The following is a 14388-nucleotide window of genomic DNA, read 5'->3' as shown; positions in this document are numbered from 1 at the left end:
CGCAAGGGCGATGGCGAACCCGGCGCAAAAACGATCTGGCTCGGACTCAGAGAAGTTCATGTCGCTGCAAAAACATTGCGCTTGTTAAGCGACGACGGCGGTGACGACATTTGTGTATAACGCCATGCCTTCAGCCCCCCAACAGGATGCAATGTTGAACGCCCGCATTCGCCATGCGCCATGGGTGGATGGCAGCCATTCCTTGCGCCCCTGGAACAGGTATTGGCGCGTATAGATCGATGCTGGCACAATTCAGAGCCAGGCTCGGTCGAAACGGGGCTCGCCCGCCCCCCATGTTGCTTAACGTGGTCGCATGAAACGGGACCAGAACTCGAGGCGTAACGATCCAATGAATCCATCGGAAAGTATTGACCAACTGATCGCAGGAATCACGGACTGGCGTGGCAAAACGTTCGCCAGCGTCCGCAAGACCATCCTTGAGGCCGACCCGGAGATCATCGAGGAATGGAAGTGGATGGGAAGCCCGGTATGGTCTCGCGACGGAATGATCGCGGTCGCTAACGCCCACAAAGGGAAGGTGAAGCTTACCTTTGCCCACGGGGCGAGCCTCCCGGATCCTGACAAGCTCTTCAACGCGGGCCTCGAAGGCAACGCAAGACGGGCGATCGATTTTTTCGAGGGCGATAAGATTAATGCGCGTGCGCTAAAGAATCTCGTTCGTGCCGCTATTGATCACAACCAGACCAAATTGAAGAAGAACGCGCCGGCGAATGCCCGAGCGAAAGTACAAAAAAGTAAAGAGACGTGAAGCTGTAGCGCTATCGTTTTTTGCTCGCGTATTTTCGCGTTGAGATATTGCCTGGTATTGCCTGGTTTTTCCCGGGCGCATCCAGCGATCGAGCGCTTTGTCAGCGCGACAGCAACGAAACAGTTGCGATACCCAGGATAGTCATCACGAGCGAAGCCGCCACGTGAATGACGATCTCGCCTGCCGCCCAGCCGAGCCGGCCGTCCTGCAAGCGCTGCACGACTTCCGCCGAGAACGTCGAGAAAGTCGACAGGCCGCCCATCAAGCCCGTGATGACGAAGAGCCGCCATTCGGGCGCGATCTGCGGCGCCCGTGCAAACCCCGCGATCGCGACGCCGATGACGTAGCCGGCGATCACGTTAGAGGCGAAGGTGCCAAGCGGCAAACCCGTGAACAGGCCGTTCAGACGGATACCAAGAAACCAGCGGAACAGCGAACCGAGTGCGCCGCCAATGCCGACCGCGAGAATGGATAAATACATGCAAAAGTACTCTGGCGAAGCCAAAAGGTCGACAAACCGGGCTTAAGCGGAAGGCGCGATGCTGCGTCCGCGGTCGTCCGGGCGAAGCAGGCGTCATCAGCCATCAAGGGCGGCTAACGGAGAGCGCAGAGAATGCCACCTCCAGCGCGCAAGTCTAGCATTGGCAAGGCATTGGGGACAGGTGAGCGCGGTCGCGGCACGCGCGTGCGGTCTGCATGGCATGGGGCGTGATCTAGAATAAATGGAGGGCCTGCGAGCGTTTGCCGCGAGTCCATTGCAACCGTGCGGGAGGCCGACATGACGAAGGGCTACCAGCTCACGTTCTATACCGAGAAGAACCGGCGCCACGGCCATCAAACGGTCGTGGAATGTTTGCTGTCGATCGCGAAGCTCGTCGGCATTCATGGCGCGACCGTCGTGGCGGCGGCCGAAGGTGTCGGCCACGCGGGCGCGCGGCATGCAGCGCGCTTTTTCGAACTGGCGGATCAACCGCAGCAGGTGATTTTCGCGGTCACCGAAGGGGAGGCGGAAGCCTTACTCGAGGCGGTGCGCGCGGGCAGCGTCCCGGTGTTCTACACGCGTTGCCCGATCGAATTCGGCCTGATCGGCGAGCACGGGGACGCGAAACATCCGGCGCGCCGCTAACCTGGATTTGCGGCTAACGCATCAGCCGACGCTTTCGCGCTCCGGCGTCGCCGAAATCTTGTGGGTCGACAGGTCCGCGCCGTTCGGCGAAGTCGTGAAACGGCACGCCGATCAGGTGCAAAGCCGCACCGGGATGGGGTTCGTGTTACGCATTGCCGATCGAGCGGCGCACTGTTCTTTGCACATCGAATGAGGACGAAAGCATAAATTAAGTGCATGACGGTTTCATATCGGTCGTCACGATCCAAATATGGGCAAGACATTCGATTTGATTTACGTTTAATTCAAAAGCCTGACGTTTTATGCGCAATCGTTGCGCATGGGGGTGCGTCTGGCCGCAGAAGCCTGTTCCGTAGCGCGCCGTCTTTGTCTTCCTGCGTAAACGCCGACATAATGTGCCGTCCCCGTGCACGATCTGCCGGCCATCGACCTCCAATGCGTACGCATGAGACTGACCACTAAAGGCCTGTTGCTGATCGCAATTCCGGCCCTCTTCGAACTGGCGCTGCTGTCCGGCCTGGTCAAGGCGCAGTCCGACGCGGCGCAAGCCGAGCAGTGGGCCATCCATAGTGAAGACGTGCTGCGCCAGACCACCGCGATTCTCGATCCGGTGCTGGGTGAGTCCGTGGCGCTGCGTGGCGCGGTGCTCGCCAACGATACCCGCTTTGCGACCCCGGTCACCTTGTGGATGGACGTCGACCGCCGCATCGATCAACTGGCCGAGCTGGTTGCCGATAACCCGGCGCAAGTCGAGCGCGTGGTGCAGGTGCGCCAGGCGGTGCAGGGGTATCGCCAATGGTCGGACCGCATTCAAGACATGCTGCATTCGGAGCGGCGGCGCGATCTGCTCGATCGCTTCCGTGACCTGGCCATGGCCGACGTACTCGATCGCTTCCGTCAGCAAGTGGTGGCCTTCCAGACCGAAGAGCGGCGCCTCGACACGCTGCGCTCGAATGCCGCCGACGCCGCGCGTGAGCGGCAACAAACGCTGGTCGTCGCGGCCGTGTTTGGCTCCTTGCTGTTCGTCGCGCTGGCCGTCTGGTTGTTCACGCGCGGCGTGCGCGGCCGGCTCGCGCTCTTGTCCGATAACGCCGGGCGCCTCGCGGGCAACGAGCCGCTGGCGCCGATCGGCCCGGGCCGCGATGAAATCGCCCGGCTCGATCTGACCTTGCATGAAACCAGCCGGCGCCTGCTCGAAGCCGAGCGCATCCAGGCGCGTTTCCAGTCCGATCTCGCGCGCCGCACCGGCGAACTGGCGCGCATCAACGAGACCTTGCGGCAACAGACTCAGGAAAACGAAATGTTCATCTATAGCGTGTCGCATGACCTGCGTGCGCCGCTGGTGAATCTGCAAGGCTTCTCGAAAGAACTGACCCGCGCCTGCGACGAACTGCGCGCGGTGCTGCGCCAATCGTCGCTTGCGGCAGAACCGCGGCAGCGCATCGAACGGGTGGTGGACGAGGATATCGGCGAGGCGTTGCACTTCCTGCAGACGGCCGTGCTGCGGGCGTCTCATATCATCGACGCGCTGTTGCGGCTGTCGCGTGTCGGCCGTGTCGAGTACCGGCAGCAAAAGGTCGAAGTGCGCGATATCGTGCCGCGCGTGGTCGATGCCATGCAAGGGTCGATCCGGGCGCGCCGGGCGCATGTCAGCGTCGACGAGTTGCCGGCGGTGTGGGGCGACCCGACCGCGCTTGAACAGGTGTTCGCGAACCTGATCGGCAATGCGGTCAATTATCTGGACCCGGCGCGCGAAGGCCGGATCGAAATTGGCACGACGCCGGCGCCGCCGGGCGTGCATTCGCTACGGATTTTCTACGTGCGGGACAATGGCCTAGGCATTCCGGCGGTCGCGCTGCCGCGGCTTTTCAACGCCTTTCAGCGGCTGCACGGCAATGTGGCGGCGGGTGAGGGCATCGGCCTTGCGCTCGTGCGGCGCGTGGTGGAGCGGCACGGCGGGCGCGTGTGGGCGGAGTCGAAAGAGGGGATGGGCACGACGTTTTATCTGTCGCTGCCCGAAGCCGAGGCGCGGACGGTGCAACAGGCCGTCGAAACGCATGTCACGTTGGCGGACGGTGTTCAAGCGGTTCGTAGTGTGCGCGAAACACGCGCGGGCCTCGGTGATCGCGATGGTCTTGGCCTGAGCGGCGGTGCGGTGACGCATGCTGCCAACGCCACCAATGTCGCTAATGCCGCGCCCGGCATCAGTACGCGGTAAAAAGCCGCCGCGGTTTGAGCAGTTTGCCGCCGCGAATCGACCAGTAGCAGCCGCAAACGATCAGGATCGCAACGCAGGTCAGCGCCTCGAGCGGCGCGGGATGCAGGCCGGCCAGCCCGTTCAGGGCGAACAGGCCGTGCGCGACGATCAACAGCGCCGCCCACAACGAACACGCAGCTTGCACCAGCATGCGCGCGCCGGCCAGACGTCGCGCGCGGTTTTCTCGCGACCAGTTGGCCGGCGTGCGAGCGCAGAAAAAAGCAATTGCCATCAGCGTGACGGCGAGAATGACGATCCAGTCAGTCAGTTCCATCGAAAAAGGCTCCCAAGTCAACCGGCGACTATAGGAAAACTTTCCGCTGCGAACTATCGGACTAGTCTCAAATGCAGGTGTGTTTTGGCGAGCGCGCATTACCGCGAGGGCAAGGCGCTCGCCTCAGAATCAGAGTTCGATCCGGGTGCCGAGCAGCACGAGGAATTGACGCAGCCACTCAGGATGAGCCGGCCATGCTGGGGCAGTGACGAAATTGGCGTCGGTGATCGCGGCGTCGACCGGAATGTCGGCGTACTCGCCGCCGGCCAGCTTCACTTCGGGCGCGCAGGCCGGGTAGGCGGAAATGCGTTTGCCGCGAATCACGTCGGCGGCGGCCAGCAGTTGCGCTGCGTGGCAGATCGCGGCGATCGGCTTGCCCGCTTCGGCGAACTGCCGCACGAGTTCGATCACCTTGTGATTGAGCCGCAGATACTCCGGCGCGCGGCCGCCCGCGATCGCCAGCGCGTCGTATTGACGGGAATCGGCGTCGTCGAACGTCGCATTCAGCGTGAATTGGTGGCCAGGCTTTTCGGTGTAGGTCTGGTCGCCTTCGAAATCATGAATCGCGGTCTTGATCTTCTCGCCCGCTTTCTTGTTCGGACAGACCGCGTCGACTACGTGGCCAACCGCCTGCAGTGCCTGAAACGGCACCATCGTTTCGTAATCCTCGGCGAAGTCGCCGGTCAGGAACAGAATCTTCTTTGCTGCCATCGCATGCCTCCAATTGATCAACGGAACACATCGAAACGCTCTGGGAGTCTACTCCAACGCGTTTGACAGAACCGCGACGAAACCGATGTCAGCGCGCGTCGCTGCTTCGAGTCCGCGGGCTTCCAGATGCTCGTCGCAGAGAGCATGTGGCGCAACGGCGTATCATTGGCGCGTTTTCGCATGCGGAAGCCGCTCGATGCGGCTCACACTCAGATATGACTTTATCTATTCGTTCACCGTTGTTGCGCCGCGTCGCTGTTGTCGCAATCGTGTTCGGCGGCCTCGCGGCTTGTCAGAAGAACGATGCGTCGGCCGGGCAGGTCGCCGGCAAGCTCGACGATGCGGCGCAAGCCGCCGGTCAAAAGCTCGATCAGGCGGCCAGCTACGTCGGCCAGCAGGTCGATGCGACCAAGGCCGCCACCCAGCAGAACCTCGAATCGGCCTCCGCGCCGTCGATCAAGATCGATCCAGCCGCGCTGGCATCGACCGCGCAAGCCAACCTGCAAGGTGCCGCGAGCGCCACGAATGCGCAACTCGGCAAGGCGGCGGCGCTGACCGGCCAGGGCCTCGAGACGGCCGGGCGCAAGCTGCAGGAGTGGTCGGCGCAAAGTTCGGCGTCGTCGTCGGCTAGCGGTTCGGCTTCCTCGTCGGCGTCGAGCGATTCCAGCGATGCGCAAAAGCAGATGGACAAGTGAGATGGCGGCCCATGCGGCCGTCCGTTTGACAGCCGGATTAAATGTAATTACCATGGTTACACATTGTCGTTGCCGGGCAGGTTTGTTGTGAATACAAGTAGCCGGTTTGCGTTTGCGGTGCACGTGCTCGCGCTGCTGTCTTTGCAGGAGGGCGTGCCGCTCTCGTCGGAGATGATCGCGGGCAGCGTGAATACGAATCCTGCGTTGATCCGGCGTCTGTTGACCATGCTGGCCGAGGCGGGCCTCACGACCTCGCAACTCGGCGCGGGCGGCGGTGCGCTGCTTGCCCGGGCGCCTGACGAGATCACCATGCTCGAGGTGTACCGTGCGGTGGACGACGCGCAATTGTTCGCCATGCATCGCGAGGAGCCGAATCCGGCGTGCATGGTGGGACGGAATATTCAGGGCGTGCTGCGCGGTATCATCGACGAAGCGCAGCAGGCCATGGAGGCGTCGCTCGGCGCGCGCACGCTGGCTGACGCCACTGCTGACCTGGTGCGTGCTGAGCGGGCGCTTGAACGCAAGCGGCGTTCGCACGGCTGATGCAGCAACGAAGGTGGCAAAGAGAGTGGCAATGAAGCAGTATCGAAGGGCGCGCAGGGTGTAGCCGAAACCTGCACACCTACGAACGGACGGGGGCTCATGCCCCTCTTTTTTCCGCGTTATATGTAATCAATGCGGTTACATATATGCTAATAACAGGAGTATCGAAATGAGCAAACAGTTGAAGATCGCGTTGTTCGGCGCCACCGGCACGATTGGTTCGCGGATCGCCGCGGAAGCGGCCCGCCGCGGGCATCAGGTGACGGCGCTGGCGCGCAATCCGGCGCGCGTGCCGGCCGATGTGGCGAATCTGAAAGCCGCGCAGGCCGATCTGCTCGACGCCGCGAGCGTCGGCGCCGCGGTGCGTGGCCACGACGTGGTGGCGAGCGCCTATGCGCCGCCGCAAGACGATCTCGCGGCGCTGACCAAGGCGACCCATGCGCTCGTCGACGGCGTGCGCGCAGCGGGCCTGAAGCGCCTCGTGGTGGTGGGCGGCGCAGGTTCGCTCGAAGTGGCGCCAGGCAAGCATCTGGTCGACACGGACGGTTTCCCGGACGCCTACAAACCGATCGCACTGGCGCACCGCGATGCATTCGATTACTACCGCGGCGTCACCGACCTCGACTGGACTTTCTTCGCGCCGGCTGCGCTGATCGCTCCGGGTGAGCGTACGGCCAAGTTCCGCACGGGCGCGAACACGCTTCTCGCCGACGCTGAGGGCAATAGCCGCATTTCGGCGGAAGACTATGCGATCGCCTTCGTCGACGAATTGGAGCAGGGCCGTTTCGTCCGTCAGATCGCGACGGTGGCTTATTGAGCCTGAACGGACCGCGCGCGGCTCGTGTCGCGCCTGGCCCGTTGTGCGTGTCTCAGCGGCCGCTCGTGGGATGAGGGCGGCCCGCCAATCCTCGAATTTGCGCAAGCGTCCTAACAATCGGTTACGCATGTTCGGTCGCTGGCGGTAAAACTGCGGCTACACTGGCGTCTCCCGTTTTCTTACGGATCGTCATGCAGTCATGCTCATTGCGGCGTGAGTCCGGGGCCGCGCCGTCCAACGGCGGGCAACCGGCGACTCACGCCGCCTTTCATTTTCCTTCCAGTTATGTCGGATGCAGCGCTCGACGCGGCATTCGCGCTCGCGTCGCGGCGTGGCTTGGCGCGTGGGCGGCCACGGTCTACCTTGCGCTGATCCTCGGCATTGGATGGCTGCCCGCGACTGCCCAGGCCGCCGGCACCAGCACGCCGGTCATTCCGGCCTTGCAGAGCCTGATCAATAGCGCGACGGCGACGGCAACGCCTGCGTCTGCTGCCTCGGGCGCCTCGGCTGCGGAAGCGGCCTCCGCGCCGTCGCCCGCGAGCCAGGCGGAACTGGCGCGCTCGCTCGACAGCGTGATCGCTACGCTCGACAACGACCGGCAGCGCACCGCGCTCGTCGCCCAACTCAAAAAGCTACGCGAGGTCTCGCAAAATGTCGCGGCAGCCGCGCCCGCGCCCGCGCAACCGAGTCCTGGTTTGCTCGGGGCGATCGCGTCGGGCATCGCGTCGTTCGAATCCGGTGTGCATCAGGGCCGCACGCCGATGCACTATTGGGCCGGACGCTTCAACGCGGCCGGCAATGAGCTCTACACGATCATTTCGGGTCAGGGGCAAGAGAGCTTCGGGCGCGTCGTCTTTTCGATGATTGGCATGCTGGCCGGCTGGGGCGGGTGCGCCGGCGCGCTGATCTACCTGCAACACCGGCTATACCGGCGCTTCGGCATCATCATGGGGCTCAACCCGAATCCCACCACGCGCGAACTGCTGATCTTCGCGCTGCGCCGCGTCGGGCCATGGATCGTCGCCTTTCTCGCGGCGCTGCTGTTCGTGCGCGCGATGCCCGATTCGCTCGGCCGCACGCTCGGCATGGTGGTCGCCTACGCGATCGTCGCGGGTGCGGTGTTTTCGGCGATCTGTCTGATCATGTTTTCGCTGTTCGGCTCAGGGCATCGGCGGGTTGCGGTGCGCCTGCTGATCGATCACGCGCGGCGCGTGCTGTTCGTGGTGGGCATATGCGCCGCGCTCGGCGATGCGGCGGTCAACTACGACGTTGCGCATCAGCTCGGATCGAATCTCGCCGCGCTGATTTCGACGGCCGCCAACATGACGGCCGCCGTGCTCACCGGCTATTTCGCGCTGGCGTTCCGCCGGCCCGTCGCGCATCTGATTCGTAACCGGCCTTACGAGCAGCGCCACGATCACCGGGCCGCGACCGACGCGTTCGACGTGCTCGCCTCGCTCTGGCACGTGCCGGTGCTGGTGCTCGCCGGCGCGTCGGTGGTGGCTACGCTCGGCGGCTCGGGCTCCAGCGAAAACGTGCTGCAGATTTCGGTGGTGACCGCACTGTTGCTGGTGTTCGCATTTTTCCTGTCGGCCGTCGTGCTGCGCATGACGCGCCCGCGCAGCCCACGCGCGCGGCGCCGCTCGCCTTATCTGTCGCGCTTGCTGCGCTTTTGCGGCACGCTGCTGACGCTGTTCATCTGGCTGTTCTTCTTCGAACTGGCGGCGCGTCTGTGGGGGGTGTCGCTCGCGGCAGTCGTGGAGGAAAACGTTGCGGCGCGCGGGATTGCGCACGCGGTGACGGCGATCATTGCGACGGTGTTCATTTCATGGCTGCTGTGGATTCTGGTCGACACGGCGATTACCGAAGCCCTCAATCCGGGTGGTCCGCGCAACAAGTCGCGCAATCCGAGCATGCGGGCGCGCACAATGCTGCCGCTGGTGCGCAACGTGCTGCTGGTGTCGATCATGACGATCGCCGGCATCGTCACCGCGGCGAACCTGGGCATCAATGTGACACCACTGTTGGCCGGCGCCGGGGTGATCGGTCTCGCGATCGGCTTCGGCGCGCAGTCGCTCGTGACCGACCTGATCACGGGCCTGTTCATCATCATCGAAGATACGATTTCGGTCGGCGACTGGATCGACGTGGACGGGGGGCATGCGGGCACCGTCGAGCATCTGTCGATCCGTACCGTCCGTTTGCGCGATGGGCAAGGTGCGATTCACGCGATTCCGTTCTCGCAGATCAAGATCGTCAAGAACCTGTCGCGCGACTTTGCCTACGCGGTGTTCGAAGTGCGGATGTCGTTCTCGACCGACGTCGATCAGATCACGCAACTGATTCGGGAAGTCGGCGCCGATCTGATGGCCGACTTCCGCTACCGGCGCGAAATGCTCGGACCGATCGAGGTGTGGGGGCTCGACCGTTTTGATCCGAACTGGATGGTCGTGAAAGGGCAGATCAAGACGCGGCCGTTACAGCAATGGAGCGTGGCGCGCGCCTTCAATTTGAGGCTCAAACGCAAAATGGACGAAGCCGGCATCGAGATTCCGGTGCCGCAGATGCGTGTGTACACGTCGTCGAAGGATAGCGAAGGACAGCCTTTGCAGGACGATGAGCTGCGCGAGGCCGGTCCGCATGGGCATGGGCACGCTGAAACGGGGGGCTCGACGCGGGCCGCGCACGCTGCCGTGGCGGCGGCGCGCGATGTGTCGCACGAACCGCGTCCGGCGCCGCCGTCGACCGGGCAGACCGCGCCGATTCCGCCACAGATTCCGACAGCTGGTGAAGCGGGCGGCAAAAGCTGATTGCGCTACAAGCCGGGTGAGCGGACCCTGGCGCGGTTTGCATCCGCGGTTTGCATCTTTGCGCAGGATGTACGGGTTTCAGCAGAGCGCCGGTGCGTTGGCCGCACGCACGATGTCGTTGACATGCGTGGCGATCTGCGCGCCCGCGACACCGTAAATATGCAGCGAGACAGCGGGCGCGTCGCTGCAATTTCCCAACTGGTGAATGCCGCCCCTGCCGCCGCGCACAAACGACACGGCTCCGGTATTGCGTGCTTGCGTACGGGTGGCGCTTGCGCAGTGCTGTGCGCCGTTCCATTCGAAGACCGTTTCGCTCAGCGTGCCGTCGAGCACCGCGTAGCCGCACCATGTGTGGTGCGCATGCACCGGGCTTGCCTGGCGCGGCAGCCACACCAGCGCGGCGATCGCATAGCGACCGTGCGGATCGGCGGCCAGCAAATGACGCCGGTAATTTTCAGCGGAGCCTTCGCGTTGCGCGGGTGTGAGCAGCTCGGGATTCGCTGCGGCTTCGGTCAGCGCGATGCGCATGCTGCGCGCGAAGAAGGTCGAATCCGAAGGTTCGGGGAATTTCACACAGGCTTCGAACATCGCGTCGAGCGCGTCGCACAGATGCGCGAGCGGCGTGCTACGGTGTGCGTGCGAGGGCGTTTCATTCGCCCCGGCAAACTGCGCGGCGTGGGCGGAGGAACGGGCGGCGGGTATGGAACTGAGATCTTGGTTCATGATCGCTGCGCAGCTGCATGGCTGCTTATGGGCTATTTTCGGATAGACATATTTATACCGGTTTGCCCGGAGAAAGAGTTTCCATATAATTCCCCTTGGAGACTTAAAAGTAGAATAATTTCCTATGAGGGTGTGACGATGGGAATGGATATCATCGATCGGAAGCTGCTCGAGCTGTTGCAGGAAGACGCAACCATGCCAATCGCCGAGCTGGCGCAACGCGTGAATCTGTCGCAAACGCCTTGCTGGAAGCGGCTGCAGCGTCTGAAGGAGACGGGCGTGATTCGCGCCCAGGTGGCGCTGTGCGATGCGCGCAAACTCGGCGTGGGCACGACCGTGTTCGTTGCGGTGCGAACGAATCAGCACACCGAGGCCTGGGCGCAGACCTTTACGCGTGCGGTACAAGAGATTCCGGAGGTGGTGGAGGTGTACCGGATGAGCGGCGAAACCGATTACCTGCTACGCGTGGTGGTGTCCGATATCGACGACTACGATCGCGTCTATAAACTGTTGATCGCCGCCGTGCCGCTGTATGACGTGAGTTCGAGTTTTGCGATGGAACAGATCAAGTACTCGACGGCGCTGCCGGTGCGGCCTTCGGCGGTGGTAGAGGGGCGCTGATTGCAAGCCGAGTGCAAGCTCAGTGGGCGTAGAATGCCGCCTTCCCAGACACTATCCGCGACTGCCTCGCGAACCGAGCCCGCCTCATGAACAAACCGCCGCGCAAGAAGAACCCGACCTTTGGCATTGCTGTTTTCATCGTAGTTGCGGTGTTGGTGGTGATTGCCACGCTCTTCTATAACGCCATCACGGAAAAGCGCGAATTCGACCGCCAGAACGCGTCAGCACCGACGATTTCATCGGACGTGACGGCTGCGGCTACCGCAGCGAAGCCCGCAAGCGGCGCCGCGCAATAAGACGACGCGATCGCTTCACTCTTCCGGCAGGCGGATCATGCTCGCATCCTTGCGAATCTGCGCCGACGCCGTCAGCATCTGCTTGCACTGATGGGCGAGCAATTTCATGTCGTGCACGGCGTCCGCCGAGTAGTCTGGCGATTTCTCCGTCTCGACCACCATCGCATCCAACTCACGCATCAGAAGTTTGATCTGCTCGCCCTGATCGGAGGGCGACGCGCTACCCGCTTCGGCCTCGGTCAGATTGTCGCGAACCACGCTCAACGCGCGTTGCAACGGCTGTAGCGAGACGCGGTCGGCGTGCTGCGCGGAGGTACGCAGCAACGGCGCGGCCGCTGTGATCTGCGAGGCGAGTACGTGGCTGCGCACCAGCAGGTCGTTCAATTCCGGTACGAACTTCTGCGCGGACTTCGGCTCGAGCATCATGCGCTGGAACGCCTGGCCCAGATTGGCAAACGCGACGTGGACGTTCTTGCGCGCGAGCCGGTAGCGATAGTCGCGATCGAGCGCGGTTGCAGCGGCGACGGCGGCAGGGGAGGCGCCACCGGCCGGCTTGGCGGCCGGGTTGCTGACCGTGGTGGTGCCGGCGCTGCCCGACTCAGCGTTTGTAGCTGCGCTGGCACTGGCGGTCGCGCCCGTGTTTGCACTAGCGCTTGCACCGGCTTTGGGAGCAGCGTTACCTCTCGCATTTGCTCCGGCATTTGCCACCGCGAGCGCCGGCTTGCCGAATTCGATCGCCGGATCAGCCATTGCCGCGGCGGGTGCAAACGCGCCGGCCTCAGTTACCGTGGCGACCACCGCGGCGGCCGGCTTGCCGCTCCACCACCAGCTCGCTTCCAGATACTGCCGCGTCGCATTGATCATGTTGTTGACGAGCTTGCCCATCAACCGGTATTCCCAGTAGGGGAACAGGTGGCTCGCCGCAATTGCGATCGCGCAGCCCACCACCGTATCGATTGCGCGTTCGCCGATGATGCGCATGCTGCCCGGCGCGAGCAGATGGAACATGAGCAGCACATACGAGGACGTGAACACCACGCTCGCCGTGTAATTGAACAGCAACAGGCTGTAGCTCATCACCATCGACGCGAACATCACCACCAGCAGGATGTGCGGCTCCTTGACGAAGATCATCAATGCGATGCTCGCCGCACAGCCGATCAGCGTGCCGATTATCCGCTGCCCGTTGCGCTGCTTGGTCAGCGAGTAGCCCGGCTTCAGAATGATGACGGTGGTCATCACGATCCAGTATGCGTTGGTGAGCGGCAGCAGACGGCCGAGCCAGAAACCCACGGCGACCGCAATCGTCACGCGCAGCGCATGGCGAAAGCTCGGCGAGGCCATCGTCAGATTCGAGAAAATCTGGCCGAACGGCACGCGGCGGCTCGATACGAAGCGGGACAGCGCCTTGTCGAGGCGCAGTTCGGTCTCGGTCTCGGTCGCGCCCGGATCGCTCGACAGGCTTTGGTGCATCTTGTCGATCAGGCGCGTGGCGCTCCAGATACGCCGGAAGGTGGACGATATCGCCGAATAAGCCTCGGGATTTTTAGCCGGCAGGTCCTGCTTGCGCATCAGGTCGATCTCGAACTCGATGGCGCGCAATTCGGCTTTTACATTCACGCGCGTGCGCGGCGGCTGGTTTTGCAGCACGGCGAGTCCGACTTCTTCGAGATCGGCTGCGGATTTGCGAATCAGATCGCGGTAGAACACCAGCAGATCGGAGCCGCCAAACGTGTTACGTACCAGCGAGTAATCGACATGTGTACCGACAAACAGTTCGTGAAGATCGACAGTATTGATGAACAGATTGAACAGCATCGCGCGGCGCGGTTCGAGCCGGCCGGTTTTCAGCTTCGGCAAGTTGCGCAGCACGATGTCGCGCGCGGCATCCTGACGCTCGACGGCGGTAATCTGCTTGTCGACCAGATTGCGATAGCACTCGTCGAGATCGTTATCGAGATCGTAAAAGGCGGCGCGCGCGAGCAGATACTCCGCGCACGCGAACACACTTTCGGCGAGCGCCTGCTGTTCGATGCGATGCATCATCCAGCGGCTCACGAAGGTCGACCAGTACGTGTACCAGAGACCGCCCACCAGAATCCACGACGCATTGACGAGCGCCTGCATCGGCGTGAAATGCTCTTCCAGCGTCATGATCATCATGAACAGCGTGGCGAAGCTGATCTGCGGCCAGCGGTTGCCATACACGACGATCAATGAGAGCACGAACGTGAGCGGCACGACCGTGCACCATAGCGCCACCGGGTTGACCGTGGCGAGGCCGGTGGCGAGTGCGGACAGGAAGCCGATCACCGTGCACGCCAGCATCTCGTTGTGCTTGTACTTGAGCGGGCCCGGCATATCGACCACGCATGCGCCAAGTGCGCCGGTCGCGATCGTGAAGCCGAGTTCGCGATCGTGAAATACGATCAAACACAAGATGGCCGGTAACGATACGCCGACTGCGATGCGCAGGCCGCCATAAAAGTACTGGCTATAAAGGAACTTTTTTATTTCAACCGAATAGCGCATCGACTGCCTGGATTCCATTCACTGAGAAAACGCGGTTGAAAAGGTCGACCCGGGGCCGACCCGGAGCAGACCCAAACTGCCGTCGAGTCTAACTGATTTTGTGCATGATCTGACCTCGTCCATTCGGCCAGGTTCTGCCCTGGGAGCGCGTTTGTTATGCTGTCGCTTCACTGTCTGTCGCGGCCCGGGCGTTCCGCTCGCGTCGCCTGCTTCC

General features: G+C 62.9%; 15 protein-coding genes. 10 read left to right on the top strand and 5 right to left on the bottom strand.

Annotated elements, in window-relative coordinates; all coding sequences use genetic code 11:
- Both GNZ13_RS53610 and GNZ13_RS34660 read left to right on the top strand, forming a co-directional pair.
- Window positions 1-120: IS4 family transposase (locus tag GNZ13_RS53610; protein ID WP_268959212.1), on the top strand; the 120-nt coding region annotated here is incomplete at its 5' end.
- 229 nt (window positions 121-349) lie between these two features.
- Window positions 350-769 carry a DUF1801 domain-containing protein gene (locus tag GNZ13_RS34660; RefSeq protein ID WP_172172953.1) on the top strand — a complete coding sequence of 140 codons (420 nt, stop codon included), beginning with the start codon at window positions 350-352 and terminating at the stop codon, window positions 767-769.
- A gap of 100 nt (window positions 770-869) precedes the next feature.
- On the opposite strand, the gene crcB is transcribed toward GNZ13_RS34660, so the two are convergent.
- Window positions 870-1250, bottom strand: a complete 381-nt coding sequence (gene crcB / locus GNZ13_RS34655; RefSeq protein WP_172172951.1) for a fluoride efflux transporter CrcB — start codon at window positions 1248-1250, stop codon at window positions 870-872.
- 297 nt (window positions 1251-1547) lie between these two features.
- On the opposite strand from crcB, the gene GNZ13_RS34650 reads away from it, so the two are divergent.
- Both GNZ13_RS34650 and GNZ13_RS34645 read left to right on the top strand, forming a co-directional pair.
- Window positions 1548-1895: a DUF190 domain-containing protein gene (locus GNZ13_RS34650; RefSeq protein WP_172172949.1), complete on the top strand. Its 348-nt coding sequence runs from the start codon at window positions 1548-1550 to the stop codon at window positions 1893-1895.
- A 445-nt stretch (window positions 1896-2340) separates the two neighbouring features.
- A complete protein-coding gene (locus tag GNZ13_RS34645) occupies window positions 2341-4113 on the top strand; it encodes a sensor histidine kinase (RefSeq protein WP_172172947.1) in 1773 nt (590 codons plus the stop codon).
- On the opposite strand, the gene GNZ13_RS34640 is transcribed toward GNZ13_RS34645, so the two are convergent.
- Window positions 4100-4426 carry a hypothetical protein gene (locus GNZ13_RS34640; RefSeq protein ID WP_172172945.1) on the bottom strand — a complete coding sequence of 109 codons (327 nt, stop codon included), beginning with the start codon at window positions 4424-4426 and terminating at the stop codon, window positions 4100-4102. The two genes, GNZ13_RS34645 and GNZ13_RS34640, sit on opposite strands and share 14 nt — an antisense overlap.
- 129 nt (window positions 4427-4555) lie before the next feature.
- Complete coding sequence (locus GNZ13_RS34635; RefSeq protein WP_030102684.1) at window positions 4556-5137, bottom strand: DJ-1/PfpI family protein; 582 nt, start codon at window positions 5135-5137, stop codon at window positions 4556-4558.
- A 215-nt stretch (window positions 5138-5352) separates the two neighbouring features.
- Here GNZ13_RS34635 and GNZ13_RS34630 point away from each other — a divergent pair, with 215 nt between their 5' ends.
- From GNZ13_RS34630 to GNZ13_RS34615, 4 genes are all read left to right on the top strand, one after another.
- On the top strand, window positions 5353-5832 hold the full coding sequence (locus GNZ13_RS34630; protein WP_172172943.1) for a hypothetical protein: 480 nt from the start codon (window positions 5353-5355) through the stop codon (window positions 5830-5832).
- A gap of 87 nt (window positions 5833-5919) precedes the next feature.
- Window positions 5920-6375: an Rrf2 family transcriptional regulator gene (locus GNZ13_RS34625; protein WP_172172941.1), complete on the top strand. Its 456-nt coding sequence runs from the start codon at window positions 5920-5922 to the stop codon at window positions 6373-6375.
- A 169-nt stretch (window positions 6376-6544) separates the two neighbouring features.
- A complete protein-coding gene (locus tag GNZ13_RS34620) occupies window positions 6545-7192 on the top strand; it encodes an NAD(P)-dependent oxidoreductase (RefSeq protein ID WP_172172939.1) in 648 nt (215 codons plus the stop codon).
- A 191-nt stretch (window positions 7193-7383) separates the two neighbouring features.
- Entirely contained in the window at window positions 7384-10002 is a 2619-nt protein-coding gene (locus GNZ13_RS34615) for a mechanosensitive ion channel family protein (protein ID WP_172172937.1), read from the top strand.
- Window positions 10003-10080: 78 nt separating this feature from the next.
- Here GNZ13_RS34615 and GNZ13_RS34610 read toward each other — a convergent pair whose 3' ends face one another.
- A complete protein-coding gene (locus GNZ13_RS34610; protein WP_172172935.1) occupies window positions 10081-10725 on the bottom strand; it encodes a cysteine dioxygenase family protein in 645 nt (214 codons plus the stop codon).
- A 138-nt stretch (window positions 10726-10863) separates the two neighbouring features.
- Between GNZ13_RS34610 and GNZ13_RS34605 the strand changes: the two genes are divergently transcribed.
- Together GNZ13_RS34605 and GNZ13_RS34600 are read left to right on the top strand one after the other, a co-directional pair.
- Window positions 10864-11346 (top strand): Lrp/AsnC family transcriptional regulator, encoded by a 483-nt coding sequence (locus GNZ13_RS34605; protein ID WP_120305114.1) that lies wholly within the window; start codon window positions 10864-10866, stop codon window positions 11344-11346.
- Window positions 11347-11432: 86 nt separating this feature from the next.
- Window positions 11433-11642 (top strand): hypothetical protein, encoded by a 210-nt coding sequence (locus GNZ13_RS34600; RefSeq protein WP_172172933.1) that lies wholly within the window; start codon window positions 11433-11435, stop codon window positions 11640-11642.
- A gap of 15 nt (window positions 11643-11657) precedes the next feature.
- Here the strand turns inward: GNZ13_RS34600 and GNZ13_RS34595 are convergent, their stop codons facing one another.
- On the bottom strand, window positions 11658-14174 hold the full coding sequence (locus GNZ13_RS34595; RefSeq protein WP_172172931.1) for an FUSC family protein: 2517 nt from the start codon (window positions 14172-14174) through the stop codon (window positions 11658-11660).
- Window positions 14175-14388 lie beyond the last annotated feature (214 nt).

Source organism: Paraburkholderia elongata, assembly GCF_013177735.1.
Classification (GTDB): domain Bacteria; phylum Pseudomonadota; class Gammaproteobacteria; order Burkholderiales; family Burkholderiaceae; genus Paraburkholderia; species Paraburkholderia elongata.
The sequence above is the reverse complement of the archived record's forward strand: the minus strand, read 5'-3'. Positions and strand labels throughout refer to the sequence as shown.

Bases quoted from the DNA above. Each gene is read 5' to 3' on its own strand.
- GNZ13_RS34660 (WP_172172953.1), top strand. From the start codon at position 350: ATGAATCCATCGGAAAGTATTGACCAACTGATCGCAGGAATCACGGAC.
- crcB (WP_172172951.1), bottom strand. From the start codon at position 1,250: ATGTATTTATCCATTCTCGCGGTCGGCATTGGCGGCGCACTCGGTTCG.
- GNZ13_RS34650 (WP_172172949.1), top strand. From the start codon at position 1,548: ATGACGAAGGGCTACCAGCTCACGTTCTATACCGAGAAGAACCGGCGC.
- GNZ13_RS34645 (WP_172172947.1), top strand. From the start codon at position 2,341: ATGAGACTGACCACTAAAGGCCTGTTGCTGATCGCAATTCCGGCCCTC.
- GNZ13_RS34640 (WP_172172945.1), bottom strand. From the start codon at position 4,426: ATGGAACTGACTGACTGGATCGTCATTCTCGCCGTCACGCTGATGGCA.
- GNZ13_RS34635 (WP_030102684.1), bottom strand. From the start codon at position 5,137: ATGGCAGCAAAGAAGATTCTGTTCCTGACCGGCGACTTCGCCGAGGAT.
- GNZ13_RS34630 (WP_172172943.1), top strand. From the start codon at position 5,353: ATGACTTTATCTATTCGTTCACCGTTGTTGCGCCGCGTCGCTGTTGTC.
- GNZ13_RS34620 (WP_172172939.1), top strand. From the start codon at position 6,545: ATGAGCAAACAGTTGAAGATCGCGTTGTTCGGCGCCACCGGCACGATT.
- GNZ13_RS34615 (WP_172172937.1), top strand. From the start codon at position 7,384: ATGCAGTCATGCTCATTGCGGCGTGAGTCCGGGGCCGCGCCGTCCAAC.
- GNZ13_RS34610 (WP_172172935.1), bottom strand. From the start codon at position 10,725: ATGAACCAAGATCTCAGTTCCATACCCGCCGCCCGTTCCTCCGCCCAC.
- GNZ13_RS34605 (WP_120305114.1), top strand. From the start codon at position 10,864: ATGGGAATGGATATCATCGATCGGAAGCTGCTCGAGCTGTTGCAGGAA.
- GNZ13_RS34600 (WP_172172933.1), top strand. From the start codon at position 11,433: ATGAACAAACCGCCGCGCAAGAAGAACCCGACCTTTGGCATTGCTGTT.
- GNZ13_RS34595 (WP_172172931.1), bottom strand. From the start codon at position 14,174: ATGCGCTATTCGGTTGAAATAAAAAAGTTCCTTTATAGCCAGTACTTT.